At 60.3% G+C, this 15,549-nt stretch carries 18 protein-coding genes; 1 reads left to right on the top strand and 17 read right to left on the bottom strand.

Features of this window, described 5'->3' with window-relative positions; translation table 11 throughout:
* Positions 1-7 precede the first annotated feature (7 nt).
* From rplN to rpsL, 16 genes are all read right to left on the bottom strand, one after another.
* Complete coding sequence (gene rplN / locus CN933_RS10145; protein WP_003536525.1) at positions 8-376, bottom strand: 50S ribosomal protein L14; 369 nt, start codon at positions 374-376, stop codon at positions 8-10.
* 178 nt (positions 377-554) lie between these two features.
* Positions 555-791, bottom strand: a complete 237-nt coding sequence (gene rpsQ / locus CN933_RS10140) for a 30S ribosomal protein S17 (protein WP_018099554.1) — start codon at positions 789-791, stop codon at positions 555-557.
* 13 nt (positions 792-804) lie between these two features.
* Positions 805-1,005 (bottom strand): 50S ribosomal protein L29, encoded by a 201-nt coding sequence (gene rpmC, locus CN933_RS10135; RefSeq protein ID WP_003536529.1) that lies wholly within the window; start codon positions 1,003-1,005, stop codon positions 805-807.
* 12 nt (positions 1,006-1,017) lie between these two features.
* Positions 1,018-1,431 (bottom strand): 50S ribosomal protein L16, encoded by a 414-nt coding sequence (gene rplP / locus CN933_RS10130; RefSeq protein ID WP_003536531.1) that lies wholly within the window; start codon positions 1,429-1,431, stop codon positions 1,018-1,020.
* Positions 1,432-1,469: 38 nt separating this feature from the next.
* The gene (gene rpsC / locus CN933_RS10125) at positions 1,470-2,183 is read right to left on the bottom strand and encodes a 30S ribosomal protein S3 (protein WP_018099553.1); all 714 of its coding nucleotides are present in this window, start codon (positions 2,181-2,183) and stop codon (positions 1,470-1,472) included.
* Entirely contained in the window at positions 2,183-2,572 is a 390-nt protein-coding gene (rplV, locus tag CN933_RS10120; RefSeq protein ID WP_003536535.1) for a 50S ribosomal protein L22, read from the bottom strand. The genes rpsC and rplV overlap by 1 nt, the downstream gene beginning before the upstream one ends.
* A 2-nt stretch (positions 2,573-2,574) precedes the next feature.
* Entirely contained in the window at positions 2,575-2,853 is a 279-nt protein-coding gene (rpsS, locus tag CN933_RS10115) for a 30S ribosomal protein S19 (RefSeq protein WP_002964358.1), read from the bottom strand.
* Between the two features lie 15 nt (positions 2,854-2,868).
* Positions 2,869-3,705 carry a 50S ribosomal protein L2 gene (gene rplB / locus CN933_RS10110; RefSeq protein WP_018099552.1) on the bottom strand — a complete coding sequence of 279 codons (837 nt, stop codon included), beginning with the start codon at positions 3,703-3,705 and terminating at the stop codon, positions 2,869-2,871.
* Between the two features lie 43 nt (positions 3,706-3,748).
* Positions 3,749-4,042: a 50S ribosomal protein L23 gene (locus CN933_RS10105; protein WP_003536621.1), complete on the bottom strand. Its 294-nt coding sequence runs from the start codon at positions 4,040-4,042 to the stop codon at positions 3,749-3,751.
* Positions 4,039-4,659 (bottom strand): 50S ribosomal protein L4, encoded by a 621-nt coding sequence (gene rplD / locus CN933_RS10100; protein ID WP_003536623.1) that lies wholly within the window; start codon positions 4,657-4,659, stop codon positions 4,039-4,041. The genes CN933_RS10105 and rplD overlap by 4 nt, the downstream gene beginning before the upstream one ends.
* 12 nt (positions 4,660-4,671) lie before the next feature.
* Positions 4,672-5,358, bottom strand: coding sequence for a 50S ribosomal protein L3 (rplC, locus tag CN933_RS10095; protein WP_010969195.1), 687 nt, complete (start codon positions 5,356-5,358; stop codon positions 4,672-4,674).
* A gap of 122 nt (positions 5,359-5,480) precedes the next feature.
* The gene (gene rpsJ, locus CN933_RS10090) at positions 5,481-5,789 is read right to left on the bottom strand and encodes a 30S ribosomal protein S10 (protein ID WP_003507767.1); all 309 of its coding nucleotides are present in this window, start codon (positions 5,787-5,789) and stop codon (positions 5,481-5,483) included.
* A gap of 142 nt (positions 5,790-5,931) precedes the next feature.
* Positions 5,932-7,107 carry an elongation factor Tu gene (gene tuf / locus CN933_RS10085; protein ID WP_100672242.1) on the bottom strand — a complete coding sequence of 392 codons (1,176 nt, stop codon included), beginning with the start codon at positions 7,105-7,107 and terminating at the stop codon, positions 5,932-5,934.
* Positions 7,108-7,178: 71 nt separating this feature from the next.
* Positions 7,179-9,278 (bottom strand): elongation factor G, encoded by a 2,100-nt coding sequence (gene fusA, locus CN933_RS10080; RefSeq protein ID WP_018099708.1) that lies wholly within the window; start codon positions 9,276-9,278, stop codon positions 7,179-7,181.
* A gap of 29 nt (positions 9,279-9,307) precedes the next feature.
* On the bottom strand, positions 9,308-9,778 hold the full coding sequence (rpsG, locus tag CN933_RS10075; protein ID WP_003536198.1) for a 30S ribosomal protein S7: 471 nt from the start codon (positions 9,776-9,778) through the stop codon (positions 9,308-9,310).
* Positions 9,779-9,835: 57 nt separating this feature from the next.
* Complete coding sequence (gene rpsL, locus CN933_RS10070) at positions 9,836-10,207, bottom strand: 30S ribosomal protein S12 (protein WP_003507760.1); 372 nt, start codon at positions 10,205-10,207, stop codon at positions 9,836-9,838.
* Positions 10,208-10,916: 709 nt separating this feature from the next.
* On the opposite strand from rpsL, the gene CN933_RS10065 reads away from it, so the two are divergent.
* Positions 10,917-11,213 carry a hypothetical protein gene (locus CN933_RS10065; RefSeq protein ID WP_010969192.1) on the top strand — a complete coding sequence of 99 codons (297 nt, stop codon included), beginning with the start codon at positions 10,917-10,919 and terminating at the stop codon, positions 11,211-11,213.
* Positions 11,214-11,335: 122 nt separating this feature from the next.
* On the opposite strand, the gene rpoC is transcribed toward CN933_RS10065, so the two are convergent.
* Positions 11,336-15,541, bottom strand: coding sequence for a DNA-directed RNA polymerase subunit beta' (gene rpoC / locus CN933_RS10060; protein ID WP_018099707.1), 4,206 nt, complete (start codon positions 15,539-15,541; stop codon positions 11,336-11,338).
* Positions 15,542-15,549: the final 8 nt, after the last annotated feature.

Below are 15,549 nucleotides of genomic sequence, written 5' to 3'. Positions count from 1 at the left end.
CGCTCCCTTAGAGTACTTCCGGAGCCAGCGAGATGATCTTCATGTGGTTCTTGGCGCGGAGTTCGCGCGGAACCGGTCCGAAGATACGGGTGCCGATCGGCTCTTTCTTGTTGTCGATGAGAACGGCTGCGTTGGTGTCGAAACGGATGACGCTGCCATCCGCACGGCGGATGTCTTTCGCGGTGCGAACGACAACAGCCTTCATGACATCACCCTTCTTCACGCGGCCGCGCGGAATGGCTTCCTTGATCGAAACGACGATGATGTCGCCGATCGACGCGTATTTACGCTTGGAGCCGCCCAGCACCTTGATGCACATGACACGACGTGCGCCGGAATTATCCGCCACGTCGAGGTTTGTTTGCATCTGAATCATGTCAGGTCGCCTTCTTGTTGTTACCAGGCCGGTTGGGTCGAAACCCCCTCGCCCGGCTTATTGTGCTCATCTCAAAGCAAAAGAACGCTCGAACTCGAGCGTTCCTCGGCTTTAATTGCGTGCTTCATACAGATATTTGCCCGAGACGCAAGGGTCCGGCGGTCAAAACCTGCAGAAATCAAGACTGGGCGGCAACGACCGTCCAGCGCTTGTCCTTGGAAATCGGCGCGCATTCCTCGATGGAAACGAGGTCGCCGACCTTGAACTGGTTGTTCTCGTCGTGAGCCTTGTACTTCTTGGAACGACGAACGGTCTTCTGGAGGATCGGGTGCGCAAAGCGGCGCTCGACCCGGACGACGACGGTCTTGTCGTTCTTGTCGCTGACGACGGTGCCCTGCAGAATGCGTTTCGGCATAGTGTTCTGGTCCTTAGGCCTTGGCTTCTGCCGCCTTCTGGCGGGCAATGGTTTTGATGCGTGCGATGTCCTTGCGGACCTCGTTGATACGCGAAGACTTCTCGAGCTGGCCAGTCGCCTTCTGGAAGCGCAGGTTGAACTGCTCCTTCTTCAGCTTGGCAAGCTCTTCCTTGAGTTGGTCGGCGCTCAGAGCGCGAACATCTGCGGCTTTCATGAGCTTCACTCCTTACTCTGCGATACGCTGCACGAAGCGCGTCTTGACAGAGAGCTTGGCAGCGCCGAGGCGAAGTGCTTCGCGGGCGAGCTCCTCGTTGACACCGTCGATCTCGAACATCATGCGGCCGGGCTTGACCTTGCATGCCCAGTATTCGACCGAACCCTTGCCCTTACCCATGCGGACTTCGGTCGGCTTTGCCGTGACCGGAACGTCGGGAAATACCCGGATCCAGACGCGGCCGGCGCGCTTCATATGACGGGTGATCGCACGGCGGGCCGCTTCAATCTCGCGAGCATTGACGCGGTTGGGCTCCTGAGCCTTCAGACCGAACTCGCCGAAGGCGAGGTCAGAGCCGCCCTTCGCGACGCCCTTGATGCGCCCCTTGAACTGCTTGCGATACTTCGTACGCTTTGGCTGCAACATTTTTTTACTTCTCCGATATTGGCTGCCACGCGCGAATGTTACGCGTTCTCGCGGCGACGCTCTCTGCCGCTACCGCCCTGGTTGTCACTCTCGGTCGCGCGGCGCTCGGAAGCCATCGGATCGTGCTCAAGGATTTCGCCCTTGAAGATCCAGACCTTGACACCGCAGATACCGAAAGCGGTTTCCGCTTCGGCCGTGCCGTAATCGATGTCGGCGCGCAGCGTATGCAGCGGAACGCGGCCTTCACGATACCATTCGGTACGGGCGATTTCCGCACCGCCGAGACGGCCGGCGCAGGTGATCTTGATGCCTTCGGCGCCAAGGCGCATCGCCGACTGAACGGCACGCTTCATCGCACGACGGAACGCTACGCGGCGCTCGAGCTGCTGAGCGATCGACTGCGCAACGAGCGTTGCGTCGACTTCCGGCTTGCGCACTTCGACGATGTTGAGGTGCGTTTCCGAATTGGTCATCTCGGAAAGCTTCCTGCGAAGCTTTTCGATGTCGGCGCCCTTCTTGCCGATGATCAGGCCCGGGCGTGCCGAGTGGATCGTCACGCGGCACTTCTTGTGCGGACGCTCGATCACGACCTTGGCGATACCGGCCGACTTCAGCTCTTCCATCAGATAGGCGCGGATCTTCAGGTCTTCGTGAAGAAGCTGGCCGTATTCCGCGTTGTCCGCGAACCAACGGCTATCCCAGGTCCGGTTGATGCCGAGACGGAAACCGATCGGATTAATCTTCTGGCCCATTATGCGGCCTCCCCTTTGGCTTCCACTTCACGAACGACGATCGTCAAGTGCGCGAACGGCTTTTCGACCCGCGATGCACGGCCGCGACCACGGGCGTGGAAGCGCTTCATCACGATCGACTTGCCAACAAAAGCTTCTGCGACGATGAGCGAATCAACGTCGAGATCATGGTTGTTCTCTGCGTTGGCGATCGCAGATTCAAGCGTCTTCTTGACGGTGCCTGCGATGCGCTTGCGCGAGAACTCGAGTTCGGCCAGAGCCCGGTCGACCTTCTTGCCGCGGATCAGCGCGGCAACGAGGTTGAGCTTCTGGGGGCTGACGCGGATCGTGCGCGCAACTGCCTGCGCCTCATTATCCTTCAGCCGGCGTTCGGCTTTTGCCTTGCCCATCGTTACTTCCTCTTCGCTTTCTTGTCCGCGCCATGACCATAATAGGTCCGGGTCGGAGCGAATTCACCGAACTTGTGACCGACCATTTCTTCGGACACCGAGACGGGAACGTGCTTGTTGCCGTTGTAGACGCCGAAGGTCAGACCGACGAACTGCGGAAGGATCGTGGAGCGACGGCTCCACATCTTGATCACTTCGTTGCGGCCGCCTTCGCGGACCTTCTCAGCCTTCTTGAGAAGATAACCGTCAACAAACGGACCTTTCCATACTGAACGAGCCACTTGAGACTTCCTCTCTTACTTCTTGCGCTGGTGACGCGAGCGCATAATGAACTTGTCGGTCGACTTGTTGGAGCGCGTGCGCTTGCCCTTTGTGGGCTTGCCCCATGGCGTGACCGGATGGCGACCACCGGAGGTGCGGCCTTCACCGCCGCCGTGCGGATGGTCAACCGGGTTCATGACGACGCCGCGTACGTGCGGACGCTTGCCGCGCCAACGCGAACGGCCGGCCTTACCATCATTGATGTTGCCGTGATCGGGGTTCGATACAGCACCGATCGATGCGAGGCAAGAGCCGTGCACCAGACGCTGCTCGCCCGAGTTCAGGCGCAGGATCGCCATGCCCTGGTCACGGCCGACGAGCTGAGCGTAGGTTCCGGCGGAGCGGGCGATCTGACCGCCCTTGCCCGGCTTCATCTCCACATTGTGGATGATGGAGCCGACCGGAATGTACTGCAGCGGCATCGCATTGCCGGGCTTGACGTCGACGGCCTTTTCCGAGGCAATCACCTTGTCGCCGACAGCCAGGCGCTGCGGCGCAAGGATATAGGCCTGCTCACCGTCCGCGTAGTTGACCAGCGCGATGAACGCAGTGCGGTTCGGGTCGTATTCCAGACGCTCGACCGTGCCTTCGACGTCGAACTTGCGACGCTTGAAGTCGACCAGACGGTAGGTCCGCTTGTGACCACCGCCCTGGAAACGAACGGTGATGCGGCCCAGGTTGTTGCGACCGCCCTTGGAGGACAGGCCCTCGGTCAGCGCCTTGACCGGCTTGCCCTTGTAGAGGCCGGCCCGGCTGACGATGACCAGTTGACGCTGGCTCGGCGTCGTCGGATTGAAACTTTTCAATGCCATTTTCTTGTTCCCTTTTGGGTTTTTACCCTAATGGGCCTATCCGTTAGAGACCGGTGGAAACGTCGATGGACTGACCGTCGGCGAGCGTTACGATCGCCTTCTTCACGTCCTTCTGCTTTCCGGCGAAGCCGCGGAAGCGCTTCAACTTGCCCTTGCGGACGAGCGTGTTCACGGCCGTGACCTTCACGCCGAACAGCGCTTCGACGGCAGCCTTGATCTCAGGCTTCGAAGCACCCTTGGCGACATTGAAGACGACCTGGTTCTGTTCGGAGACCAGCGTCGACTTTTCAGTGATCGAGGGAGACACGATCACGTCGTAGTGGCGAAGATCCGTCATTTGAACCGCTCCTCCAGAGCTTCCACAGCAGCCTTGGAAAGCACGAGCTTGCCACGGCGCAGAATGTCGTAAACGTTGATGCCCTGAACCGGCAGAACGTCCACATTCGGGATGTTCTGGGCGGCGAGCTTGAAGTTGCCTTCGATCTCGGCTCCGCCGATGATCAGGGCGTTGGTGAGGCCGAGCGAGGCGAACGCGCCGGCGAGCGCCTTCGTCTTTGCTTCGTTGGCCACGAGATCATCGATGACGATGATGTCCTCGGCCTTCAGCTTGGCAGACAGCGCATGGCGCAGGCCCAGTGCGCGGATCTTCTTCGGAAGATCGTGCGCATGGCTGCGGACGACCGGCCCGTGAGCCTTGCCGCCGCCGCGGAACTGCGGAGCACGAGCCGAATGGTGGCGGGCGCGGCCCGTACCCTTCTGCTTGTACATCTTGGCGCCGGTGCGGGAGACTTCCGCACGGCCCTTGGACTTGTGCGTGCCCTGCTGGCGCTTTGCGAGCTGCCAGCGAACGACGCGGGCAATGATGTCTTCACGAGGCTCGAGACCGAAAATGGCGTCGGAAAGGGAAACCTTTCCCGCGTCCTTGCCCTCGAGGGTTTTGACGGTGAGATCCATTATTCGGCTCCCTTACTTCGATTCTGCGGCGCGCACTGCGGCAGGGCGCGGTGCGCCTTCCGGAGTGCCCGACTTGATGGCGTCACGGACGACGATCCAGGAACCCTTGGAGCCGGGAACTGCACCCTTGACCAGGATCAGACCGCGGTCTTCATCGGTCGATACGACTTCGAGGTTCTGCGTGGTGACGCGCGTCTGGCCCATGTGACCAGCCATGCGCTTGCCCTTCCAGACGCGGCCCGGGTCCTGGTTGGAACCGGTCGAACCATGCGAACGGTGCGAGACGGACACGCCGTGCGTTGCACGCAGGCCGCCGAAGTTGTGGCGCTTGATCGCGCCGGCAAAACCCTTACCGATGGTGGTGCCGGTAACGTCCACGAGCTGCCCGGCGACGAAATGGCCCGCCGTAAGCTCGGCGCCAATGTCGATCAGGTTGTCGGCGCTCACGCGGAACTCGACGAGCTTTGCCTTCGGCTCAACGCTGGCAGCGGCAAAATGGCCGCGCATGGCCTTCGGCGTATTCTTGACCTTCGAACGGCCGGCACCCAGCTGAACTGCGGTATAACCGTTCTTCTCTTCCGTGCGGTGGGACACTACCTGGCAGTTCTCCAGCCGCAATACTGTTACCGGGATATGCTCGCCGGCGTCGTTGTAGACGCGGGTCATTCCCACCTTCTGTGCAATCACACCTGAACGCATCGGTTCACGCCTCTTGTTTAGGGTTCCCGTCCGGCGCTTCACACACCTTCCGGTTTCCTGTTCCTGGAAGCCGTTGGAGAAACTCCACGTACCTTCCTTGTTATTTCGGCTTGCGCCGGGTCTTACAGCTTGATCTCGACGTCTACGCCGGCGGCCAGATCGAGCTTCATCAGCGCGTCCACCGTCTGCGGGGTCGGATCAACGATATCGAGAAGACGCTTGTGCGTGCGCATCTCGAACTGTTCGCGGCTCTTCTTGTCGACGTGGGGCGACCGGTTGACCGTGAATTTCTCAATCCGGGTCGGAAGCGGCACGGGCCCGCGCACACTCGCACCGGTGCGCTTGGCCGTCGACACGATTTCGCGCGTGGAGGCATCGAGGATCCGGTGATCAAACGCCTTGAGGCGGATGCGGATATTCTGGCCGTTCATTCGACTTGTCCTTGCTCGTGTTTTCCGGTGTGCTCACGAAGCACACACTTGAAGTATTCGTTTCGCTTAGCCGCTTCTTTTCAAAAATCGCAGGGACATGGCCGACCATGTCCCTGCCGAAACGGCTCAAGCCGTTTTCTTGTTATTCGACGATGGAGGCGACGATGCCTGCGCCGACGGTGCGGCCGCCTTCGCGGATAGCGAAGCGCAGCTTTTCTTCCATCGCGATCGGCACGATCAGCTCGACGTCAACCGTGACGTTGTCGCCCGGCATGACCATTTCCGTGCCTTCCGGAAGCGTCACGATGCCGGTCACGTCCGTCGTGCGGAAGTAGAACTGCGGACGGTAGTTGGTGAAGAACGGCGTGTGACGGCCACCCTCTTCCTTCGTCAGGATGTAGGCTTCGGCCTTGAACTTGCGGTGCGGCTTGACCGAACCCGGCTTGCACAGAATCTGGCCGCGCTCGACGCCGTTGCGGTCGACACCGCGAAGCAGCGCGCCGATGTTGTCGCCGGCCTGGCCCTGGTCGAGCAGCTTGCGGAACATTTCAACGCCCGTGCAGGTCGTCTTCGTCGTCGGACGGATGCCGACGATCTCGATTTCCTCACCGACCTTGACGATGCCGCGCTCGACGCGACCGGTCACGACCGTACCGCGGCCCGAGATCGAGAACACGTCTTCGATCGGCATCAGGAACGGCTGGTCAATCGGACGCTCAGGCGTCGGGATGTAGGCGTCAACCGCAGCCATCAGCTCGCGGATCGCGTCTTCGCCGATCTTCTTGTCCGAATCTTCAAGCGCGGCCAGAGCCGAACCCTTGATGATCGGAATGTCGTCGCCCGGGAATTCGTAGGACGACAGCAGTTCGCGCACTTCCAGCTCGACCAGCTCGAGCAGTTCAGCGTCGTCGACCTGGTCGACCTTGTTCAGGAACACCACGATTGCCGGAACGCCGACCTGGCGGGCGAGCAGGATGTGCTCGCGCGTCTGCGGCATCGGGCCGTCAGCGGCCGAAACAACCAGGATCGCGCCGTCCATCTGCGCCGCACCGGTGATCATGTTCTTGACGTAGTCGGCGTGGCCGGGGCAGTCGACGTGCGCATAGTGACGGTTCGGCGTCTCGTATTCGACGTGCGCCGTCGAAATGGTGATGCCGCGCGCCTTTTCTTCCGGCGCAGCGTCGATCTGGTCATACGCCTTGAACTCGCCGAAATACTTCGTGATCGCTGCCGTCAGCGACGTCTTGCCATGGTCAACGTGGCCAATCGTGCCAATGTTGACGTGCGGCTTATTGCGCTCAAATTTGCTCTTTGCCATTTCCGGCTCTCCGTTTCCTGTCCCCTAGAGGGGAAATCTTTTCATTCTGTTTCAGCGCTAGGCTATTCCGGTCACTTCTGACCGGAATACTTCGCCTGGATTTCCTGCGCGACGTTCGACGGAACCGGCGCGTAGTGATCGAACAGCATCGTGTACTGAGCGCGGCCCTGCGACATCGAGCGCAGGTTGTCCACGTACTTGAACATGTTCGCGAGCGGCACGTGGGCATTGATCACCACGGCGACGCCGCGTGCTTCCTGACCCTGGATCTGGCCACGGCGAGAGTTCAGGTCACCGATAACGTCACCGACGTAATCTTCCGGCGTCACGACCTCGACCTTCATGATCGGCTCGAGGAGCTGAGCTCCAGCCTTCTTCGCGGCTTCACGGAAGCATGCACGGGAAGCGATTTCGAAGGCCAGGACCGACGAGTCGACGTCGTGGAACGCACCGTCGATCAGCGTCGCCTTGACGCCGAGCATCGGGAAGCCCGCGAGCGGACCCGAGGACAGGACGCTTTCGATACCCTTCTGAACGCCGGGGATATATTCCTTCGGAACAGCACCACCGACAATCTTCGATTCGAATGCGAAGTCTTCGCCTTCCGGGTTCGGTTCGAAGACGATCTTGACGCGCGCGAACTGGCCGGTACCACCGGACTGCTTCTTGTGCGTGTAATCTTCCTCGTGCTTGCGCGTAATGGTCTCGCGGTAGGCAACCTGCGGAGCACCGACCGAAGCTTCGACCTTGAACTCGCGACGCATGCGGTCGACGATGATGTCCAGGTGAAGTTCGCCCATGCCGGCGATGATCGTCTGGCCGGATTCCTCGTCGGTCTTGACGCGGAAGGACGGATCCTCGGCAGCCAGGCGGTTGAGCGCGAGGCCCATCTTTTCCTGGTCGCCCTTGGTCTTCGGCTCGATCGCGATCTGGATGACCGGCTCCGGGAATTCCATGCGCTCGAGGATAACCGGCTTCAGCGGATCGCAAAGCGTATCGCCCGTGGTGGTTTCCTTGAGGCCGGCCAGAGCAACGATGTCGCCGGCGAAGGCTTCTTCGATGTCTTCACGCGAGTTGGAGTGCATCTGCAGCATGCGGCCGACGCGCTCGCGCTTTTCCTTGACCGTGTTCATCACCGACGTGCCCTTTTCGAGCTTGCCGGAATAGATGCGCGCGAAGGTCAGCGAACCGACGAAGGGGTCGTTCATGATCTTGAACGCGAGCATCGAAAGCGGCTCGTTGTCGTCGGCCTTACGGGTGATCTCGCCCTCGGTCTTGACGTCGATACCCTTGATCGCCGGAATGTCGATCGGCGACGGCAGGTAATCGACAACGGCGTCGAGCAGAGGCTGAACGCCCTTGTTCTTGAAGGCGGTGCCGCAGAACATGGGGTGGAACTTGACGTCGATCGTACCGCGACGGACCAGTTCACGGATCTTGTCGTTATCCGGATAGGTACCTTCCAGGTAGGCTTCCATTGCCGCTTCGTCGATCTCGACAACCGTCTCGATCAGCTTTTCGCGGTATTCTTCCGCCTTTTCCTTCATGTCGGCCGGGATTTCGACGACGTCCCACTGGGCGCCGAGCGATTCGTCGCGCCATACGAGAGCATTCATCTCGATCAGGTCGACAACACCCTTGAAGTCGCTTTCAGCGCCGATCGGCAGCTGCATAACGACGGCCGTCGCGCCGAGGCGCGTCTTGATCATCTCGACCGAGCGGTAGAAGTCCGCGCCGGTCTTGTCCATCTTGTTGCAGAAGATCATGCGCGGAACATGATACTTCTCGGCCTGGCGCCAGACGGTTTCCGTCTGCGGCTCGACACCGGCGTTGGCGTCGAGAAGCGCGATCGCACCGTCGAGAACGCGCAGCGAGCGTTCGACTTCGATGGTGAAGTCGACGTGGCCGGGAGTGTCGATGATGTTGAAGCGCCGCGTCTTGCCGTCGCGACCCTTCCAGAAGGTGGTCGTCGCAGCAGACGTGATCGTGATGCCGCGCTCCTGCTCCTGCTCCATCCAGTCCATCGTCGCGGCGCCGTCATGGACTTCGCCGATCTTGTGGGACTTGCCGGTGTAGTAGAGGATACGCTCGGTCGTCGTCGTCTTGCCGGCGTCGATGTGCGCCATGATACCGAAATTTCGGTAGTCTTCGATTTTATATTCGCGAGCCATGAGAGACTGCCTTTCGGAACCTGTTCTGATTACCAGCGGTAGTGCGAGAACGCACGGTTGGCATCAGCCATCTTGTGGGTGTCTTCGCGCTTCTTCACTGCGCTGCCGCGATTGTTCGCTGCGTCCATGAGTTCGCCGCACAGGCGATCGACCATGGTCGTTTCATTGCGCTTACGGGCAGCTGCGATCAGCCAGCGGATAGCGAGAGCCTGACGGCGCTCCGGACGAACGTCGACCGGCACCTGGTAGGTAGCACCACCGACGCGGCGCGAACGCACTTCGACATGCGGAGCGATGTTGTCGAGCGCGGAATGGAACACGGCGACCGGCTCCTGCTTCAGCTTCGACTGGACCGCATCGAACGCACCGTAGACGATGCTTTCCGCAACGGACTTCTTGCCGTGCAGCATGATTGCGTTCATGAACTTCGTGACGACCAGATCACCGAACTTCGGATCCGGGTTGATCTCACGCTTTTCTGCTCTGTGACGTCGGGACATACTTCTCGTCTCTCAACTTTAAATCTTATGACCAGCGAAATGGCGCCGGTTGCGATGTTATTTCGGACGCTTCGCGCCGTACTTCGAGCGGCGCTGCTTACGGTTCTTCACACCCTGCGTATCGAGAACGCCGCGGATGATGTGGTAACGAACACCCGGAAGGTCCTTCACGCGGCCGCCGCGGATCATGACCACGGAGTGCTCCTGAAGGTTGTGGCCTTCACCCGGAATGTAGCCGATCACTTCGAAGCCATTCGTCAGGCGGATCTTGGCGACCTTACGGAGAGCCGAGTTCGGCTTCTTCGGGGTCGTCGTGTAGACGCGGGTGCAAACGCCGCGCTTCTGCGGGTTCTCCTGCAGTGCAGGAACCTTGTTGCGCTTTACCTGTGCCTGACGCGGCTTGCGGATCAGCTGGTTTACGGTAGGCATCTAACCATCCCTTACAAAAACTTGTCTCGTTACCCTTTCGGGCGGATCGCTTGCCGTCGCCGGCAACAACGAACGCCTATGAAATGCGCAAAACGAGGGCCGATCCGCTTTTTCGCAGATGGCCCCACAAAAAGCAGAGGACGCGCTATTTCGCGCGTCTTGCGTGCAGCATTATTTCGTCAGCGTGCGTTTTGAACCTTGTTTGAGGCGAACTCCAGAACGCGTCGTTCCGAACCAGCCAGCCTCACATGGGCTCTGATGCGGCGGGGTGTACTGATTTCGGGGCGATCCGTCAAGGGCAATTAAGAAATATCTGGGCGTTGCAGCCCTGATATGCCCGAGAAACAAGGCTTTGCGCGCTTGCCGTGCCCTAGGTCCGGCCGAACGCCGGCCCGTGTCGTCGCGCATAGTCGTTCCCACTTGAGGAATCAGCAACCTCTTTCTGTCGTTTTCCACGACCGCGAGTCGCGCCCTGCCCGATATCCTGCCTCGACGTCATCCCTGACCAAAAATGTTTCAGGCCATCGTACGATTCGTGGAACGGGTTTCGGTCTGGCGCAATATGCAGTAGAGCAGGATGAGGCAAAGTGTATCCGGTTTCCCCGCATCCCGCGTCTCAACGCTTGAGAATCGATCGCGCCGGTTTCGGCCTCTTTCGACTTAAAAGAAACGCGATCGCCCGTTACTATTCTTCAAAGAGGATGTTTCCATGTCTGTCACACCGGATAACGACAACGCACCCGACGAACCGCTGATCTTCATCGTTATCGGCAAGGCCTACGAGACCGACGGCGATGCCGAGGGCGTCGACATCCATGTGATGCTGCGGGCACCCGATGACGATACGGCGGTGCGCGAGGCGCTGAACGCACTCGCCGAGGAAGGCTTCCTTGAAGCCGATCTCGACCAGATCGGCACCTTGGACGGCATACCGGACGAGGAGCCGCACGCTTCCGCCTATCAGGGCGCCCTCGAGGGCGAAGTCGCCATCATTCGCTTCGGTTGAGAGATCGCGCGGCATCTGGAGCCGCATCGACGGCAAACACATCGACCTGAAAAAGCCGCCCGGATCGCTCCGGGCGGCTTTATCGTTTCGCCAGGGAGGGCAGATACCCTCCCCTTTTTTGCTTATTCTGCCGCGGCGGGATCGTTTGCCATGTCGGCGAGCATCGGCGTGGCGCTTTCCGCACCGGTGCCCTTGCGGCGCTCTTCGAGGATCAACTCGTCGCGGGCCGTAGCGATGCGGCGGATCTGCGTCATCGTTCCGCCCGTACCGGCCGGGATGAGACGGCCGACAATGACGTTCTCCTTGAGACCCTGCAGATTGTCCGTCTTGCCTGCGACCGCAGCTTCGGTGAGGACCTTGGTGGTCTCCTGGAACGAAGCGGCCGAGATGAAGGACGGCGTCTGCAGCGATGCCTTGGTGATACCCAGCAGCACCGGCTCGCCAAAGGCGGGCTTCTTGCCTTCGGCAAGCAGAGAGTCGTTGACGTCCTCGAGCTCGATGCGGTCGACGTTGTCGCCGACGATATAGGTCGAGTCACCGGCGTCGGTGATTTCGACCTTCTGAAGCATCTGCCGGACGATCACCTCGATGTGCTTGTCGTTGATGACAACGCCCTGCAGTCGGTAGACTTCCTGGATTTCGTTCACGAGATAGGAAGCAAGTGCTTCCACGCCCTTGATCGCCAGGATGTCGTGCGGTGCCGGATTGCCGTCGAGGATGTAGTCGCCCTTCTCGATGTAGTCGCCATCCTGAAGATGGAAGGGCTTGCCCTTCGGGATCAGGTATTCGACCGGTTCGACACCGTCTTCCGCCGGCTCGATCATCACGCGACGCTTGTTCTTGTAATCGCGGCCGAAACGGATCGTTCCATCGATCTCCGCGATGATGGCGTGATCCTTCGGACGACGTGCCTCGAACAGTTCGGCAACACGCGGCAGACCACCGGTGATGTCCTTGGTCTTGGCGCTTTCGAGCGGCGAACGGGCGAGAACGTCGCCCTGGCTGACCTTCTGTCCCGGCTCGACCGAAAGGATCGCGTCGACCGAGAGCATGAAGCGGGCTTCGCCGCCGCGGGCAAGCTTGGCGATATTGCCATTCTTGTCCTTGATGACGATCGCCGGCTTCAGGTCGGTACCGCGTGGCGTCGAACGCCAGTCGATAACCTGACGCTTGGTGATGCCGGTCGACTCGTCGGTCGATTCCAGAACCGAGATGCCGTCGACCACGTCTTCGAAGTGAACGGTACCTTCCACTTCCGTCATCATCGGACGGGTGTAGGGATCCCATTCGGCGAAACGCTGTCCGCGCTTCACCTTGTCGCCATCGTCGACGAAGATCTTCGAACCGTAGGCAACGCGCTGCGAGGAGCGCTCGACACCGCGTTCGTCGAGGATCTGGATCGCCATGTTGCGGCCCATGGCGACGAGTACGCCATCGGAGTTGCGCAGCATGTTGCGGTTCTTGATCTGAACCGTGCCCTCATAAGAGGCTTCCAGGAACGACTGGTCGACCACCGTTGCCGTACCACCAAGGTGGAACGTACGCATGGTCAGCTGCGTGCCCGGCTCGCCGATCGACTGAGCCGCGATGACGCCGACGGCTTCGCCCATGTTGACAGGCGTACCGCGGGCGAGGTCCCGGCCGTAGCAAACGCCGCAGACGCCGGTCTGGATCTCGCAGGTCAGTGCCGAACGAATGCGGACGGACTGGATACCGGCCTTTTCGATCGCGACGACGTCCGGCTCGAGAATCATCTTGCCGGCATCGACGATGCGTTCACCGGTGACCGGGTTGTCGATGTTGTCGAGCGCCGTACGGCCGAGGATACGCTGGCCGATCGAAGCCACGACCTGACCGGCATCGACGATCGCAGTCATGGTGAGGCCCTTGTCGGTGCCGCAATCCGTATGCGTGACGATGCAGTCCTGTGCCACGTCGACGAGACGACGGGTCAGGTAACCGGAGTTCGCAGTCTTCAAGGCGGTGTCGGCGAGACCCTTACGGGCACCGTGCGTCGAGTTGAAGTACTCGTTCACGGTCAGGCCTTCCTTGAAGTTCGAGATGATCGGCGTTTCGATGATCTCGCCCGAGGGCTTTGCCATGAGGCCGCGCATGCCGCCAAGCTGACGCATCTGGTTCGGCGAACCGCGGGCGCCCGAGTGCGACATCATGTAGATCGAGTTCATCGGCTTCTGGCGGCCGCTGTCGTCGAACTCGACGGCCTTGATGCGCGCCATCATCTCTTCGGCGACCTTCTCGGTCGCCTTGCCCCAGGCGTCGACGACCTTGTTGTACTTTTCGCCCTGGGTGATGAGGCCGTCATTGTACTGCTGCTCGTATTCCTTCACGAGCGCTTCGGTGTCGCCGACGATCTTCACCTTCGTGTCCGGAATGACCATGTCGTCCTTGCCGAACGAAATGCCGGCGCGGCAGGCATGCGAGAAGCCGAGCTGCATGATCCGGTCGCAGAAGATGACCGTGTCCTTCTGACCGCAATGGCGATAGACCGTGTCGATCATCTTGGAGATGTTCTTCTTGGTCATTTCCTGGTTGCAGATTTCGAAGGGGACGTTCGGGTTCTTCGGCAGGAGTTCGCCGATGATCATGCGGCCAGGCGTCGTTTCATAGATCTTCGAAACCGGGTTGCCCTCGGCATCGACGGTCTTGTAACGGCCACGGATCTTGGCGTGCAGGGTGACGGCCTTGGTCTCCAGCGCATGGTGCAATTCGCCCATGTCGGAGAAGGCCATGCCTTCGCCCGGCTCGTTCTGGTTCATGATCGACAGATAATAGAGGCCGAGAACCATGTCCTGCGACGGCACGATGATCGGGGCACCGTTTGCCGGATGCAGGATGTTGTTCGTCGACATCATCAGCACGCGTGCTTCGAGCTGTGCTTCGAGCGACAGCGGCACGTGAACGGCCATCTGGTCGCCGTCGAAGTCGGCGTTGAAGGCCGTGCAGACGAGCGGGTGCAGCTGGATCGCCTTGCCTTCGACCAGGATCGGCTCGAAGGCCTGGATGCCCAGGCGGTGCAGGGTCGGCGCGCGGTTCAGAAGGACCGGGTGCTCGCGGATGACCTCGTCGAGGATATCCCAGACTTCCGGCTTTTCCTTCTCGACCAGCTTCTTCGCCTGCTTGACGGTCGAGGAGTAACCCTTGGCGTCGAGGCGGGCGTAGATGAACGGCTTGAAGAGCTCGAGCGCCATCTTCTTGGGCAGGCCGCACTGGTGCAGCTTGAGTTCCGGACCGGTCACGATGACCGAACGGCCGGAATAGTCGACGCGCTTGCCGAGCAGGTTCTGACGGAAGCGGCCCTGCTTGCCCTTGAGCATGTCGGAGAGCGACTTCAGCGGACGCTTGTTCGCACCCGTGATGACGCGGCCGCGGCGGCCGTTGTCGAACAGCGCGTCCACGGATTCCTGCAGCATCCGCTTTTCGTTGCGGATGATGATGCCCGGCGCACGCAGCTCGATCAGCCGCTTCAGGCGGTTGTTGCGGTTGATGACGCGGCGATAGAGATCGTTGAGGTCGGACGTCGCGAACCGGCCGCCGTCAAGCGGCACGAGCGGACGCAGGTCCGGCGGGATCACCGGAACCACCTTCATGATCATCCATTCCGGACGATTGCCGGATTCCATGAAGTTCTCGACGATCTTCAGCCGCTTCATCAGCTTCTTCTGCTTCAGATCGGACGTCGTCTCGGCCATCTCCGAACGCAGATCACCCGCGATCTTCTCGAGATTCATCGATGCGAGCATCTCGTAGATCGCTTCGGCGCCGATCATTGCGGTGAACTGGTCCTCACCGAACTCGTCGACCGCGATCATGTATTCTTCTTCGCTCAGGAGCTGATTTTCCTTGAGCGACGTCAGACCCGGCTCGGTGACGATGTAGTTCTCGAAATAGAGAACGCGTTCGATATCCTTGAGCGTCATGTCGAGCAGCGTTGCGATGCGGCTCGGCAGCGACTTCAGGAACCAGATGTGAGCAACCGGCGCGGCGAGCTCGATATGGCCCATGCGCTCGCGGCGAACGCGCGACAGCGTGACTTCGACGCCGCACTTTTCGCAGATGATGCCCTTGTACTTCATGCGCTTGTACTTGCCGCACAGGCACTCGTAGTCCTTGATCGGACCAAAGATGCGGGCGCAGAAAAGACCGTCGCGTTCCGGCTTGAAGGTACGGTAGTTAATCGTCTCCGGCTTCTTGATCTCACCGTAAGACCAGGAAAGAATCTTCTCCGGGGACGCTATCGAAATCCGGATGGAATCGAAGGTCTGTGCAGGCACCTGCGGATTGAAAAGATTCATGACCTCTTGGTTCATGCCTGTCT

The sequence above is a fragment of the Sinorhizobium sp. M4_45 genome (assembly GCF_002885915.1).
GTDB classification, from domain to species: domain Bacteria; phylum Pseudomonadota; class Alphaproteobacteria; order Rhizobiales; family Rhizobiaceae; genus Sinorhizobium; species Sinorhizobium meliloti_A.
The sequence above is the reverse complement of the archived record's forward strand: the minus strand, read 5'-3'. Positions and strand labels throughout refer to the sequence as shown.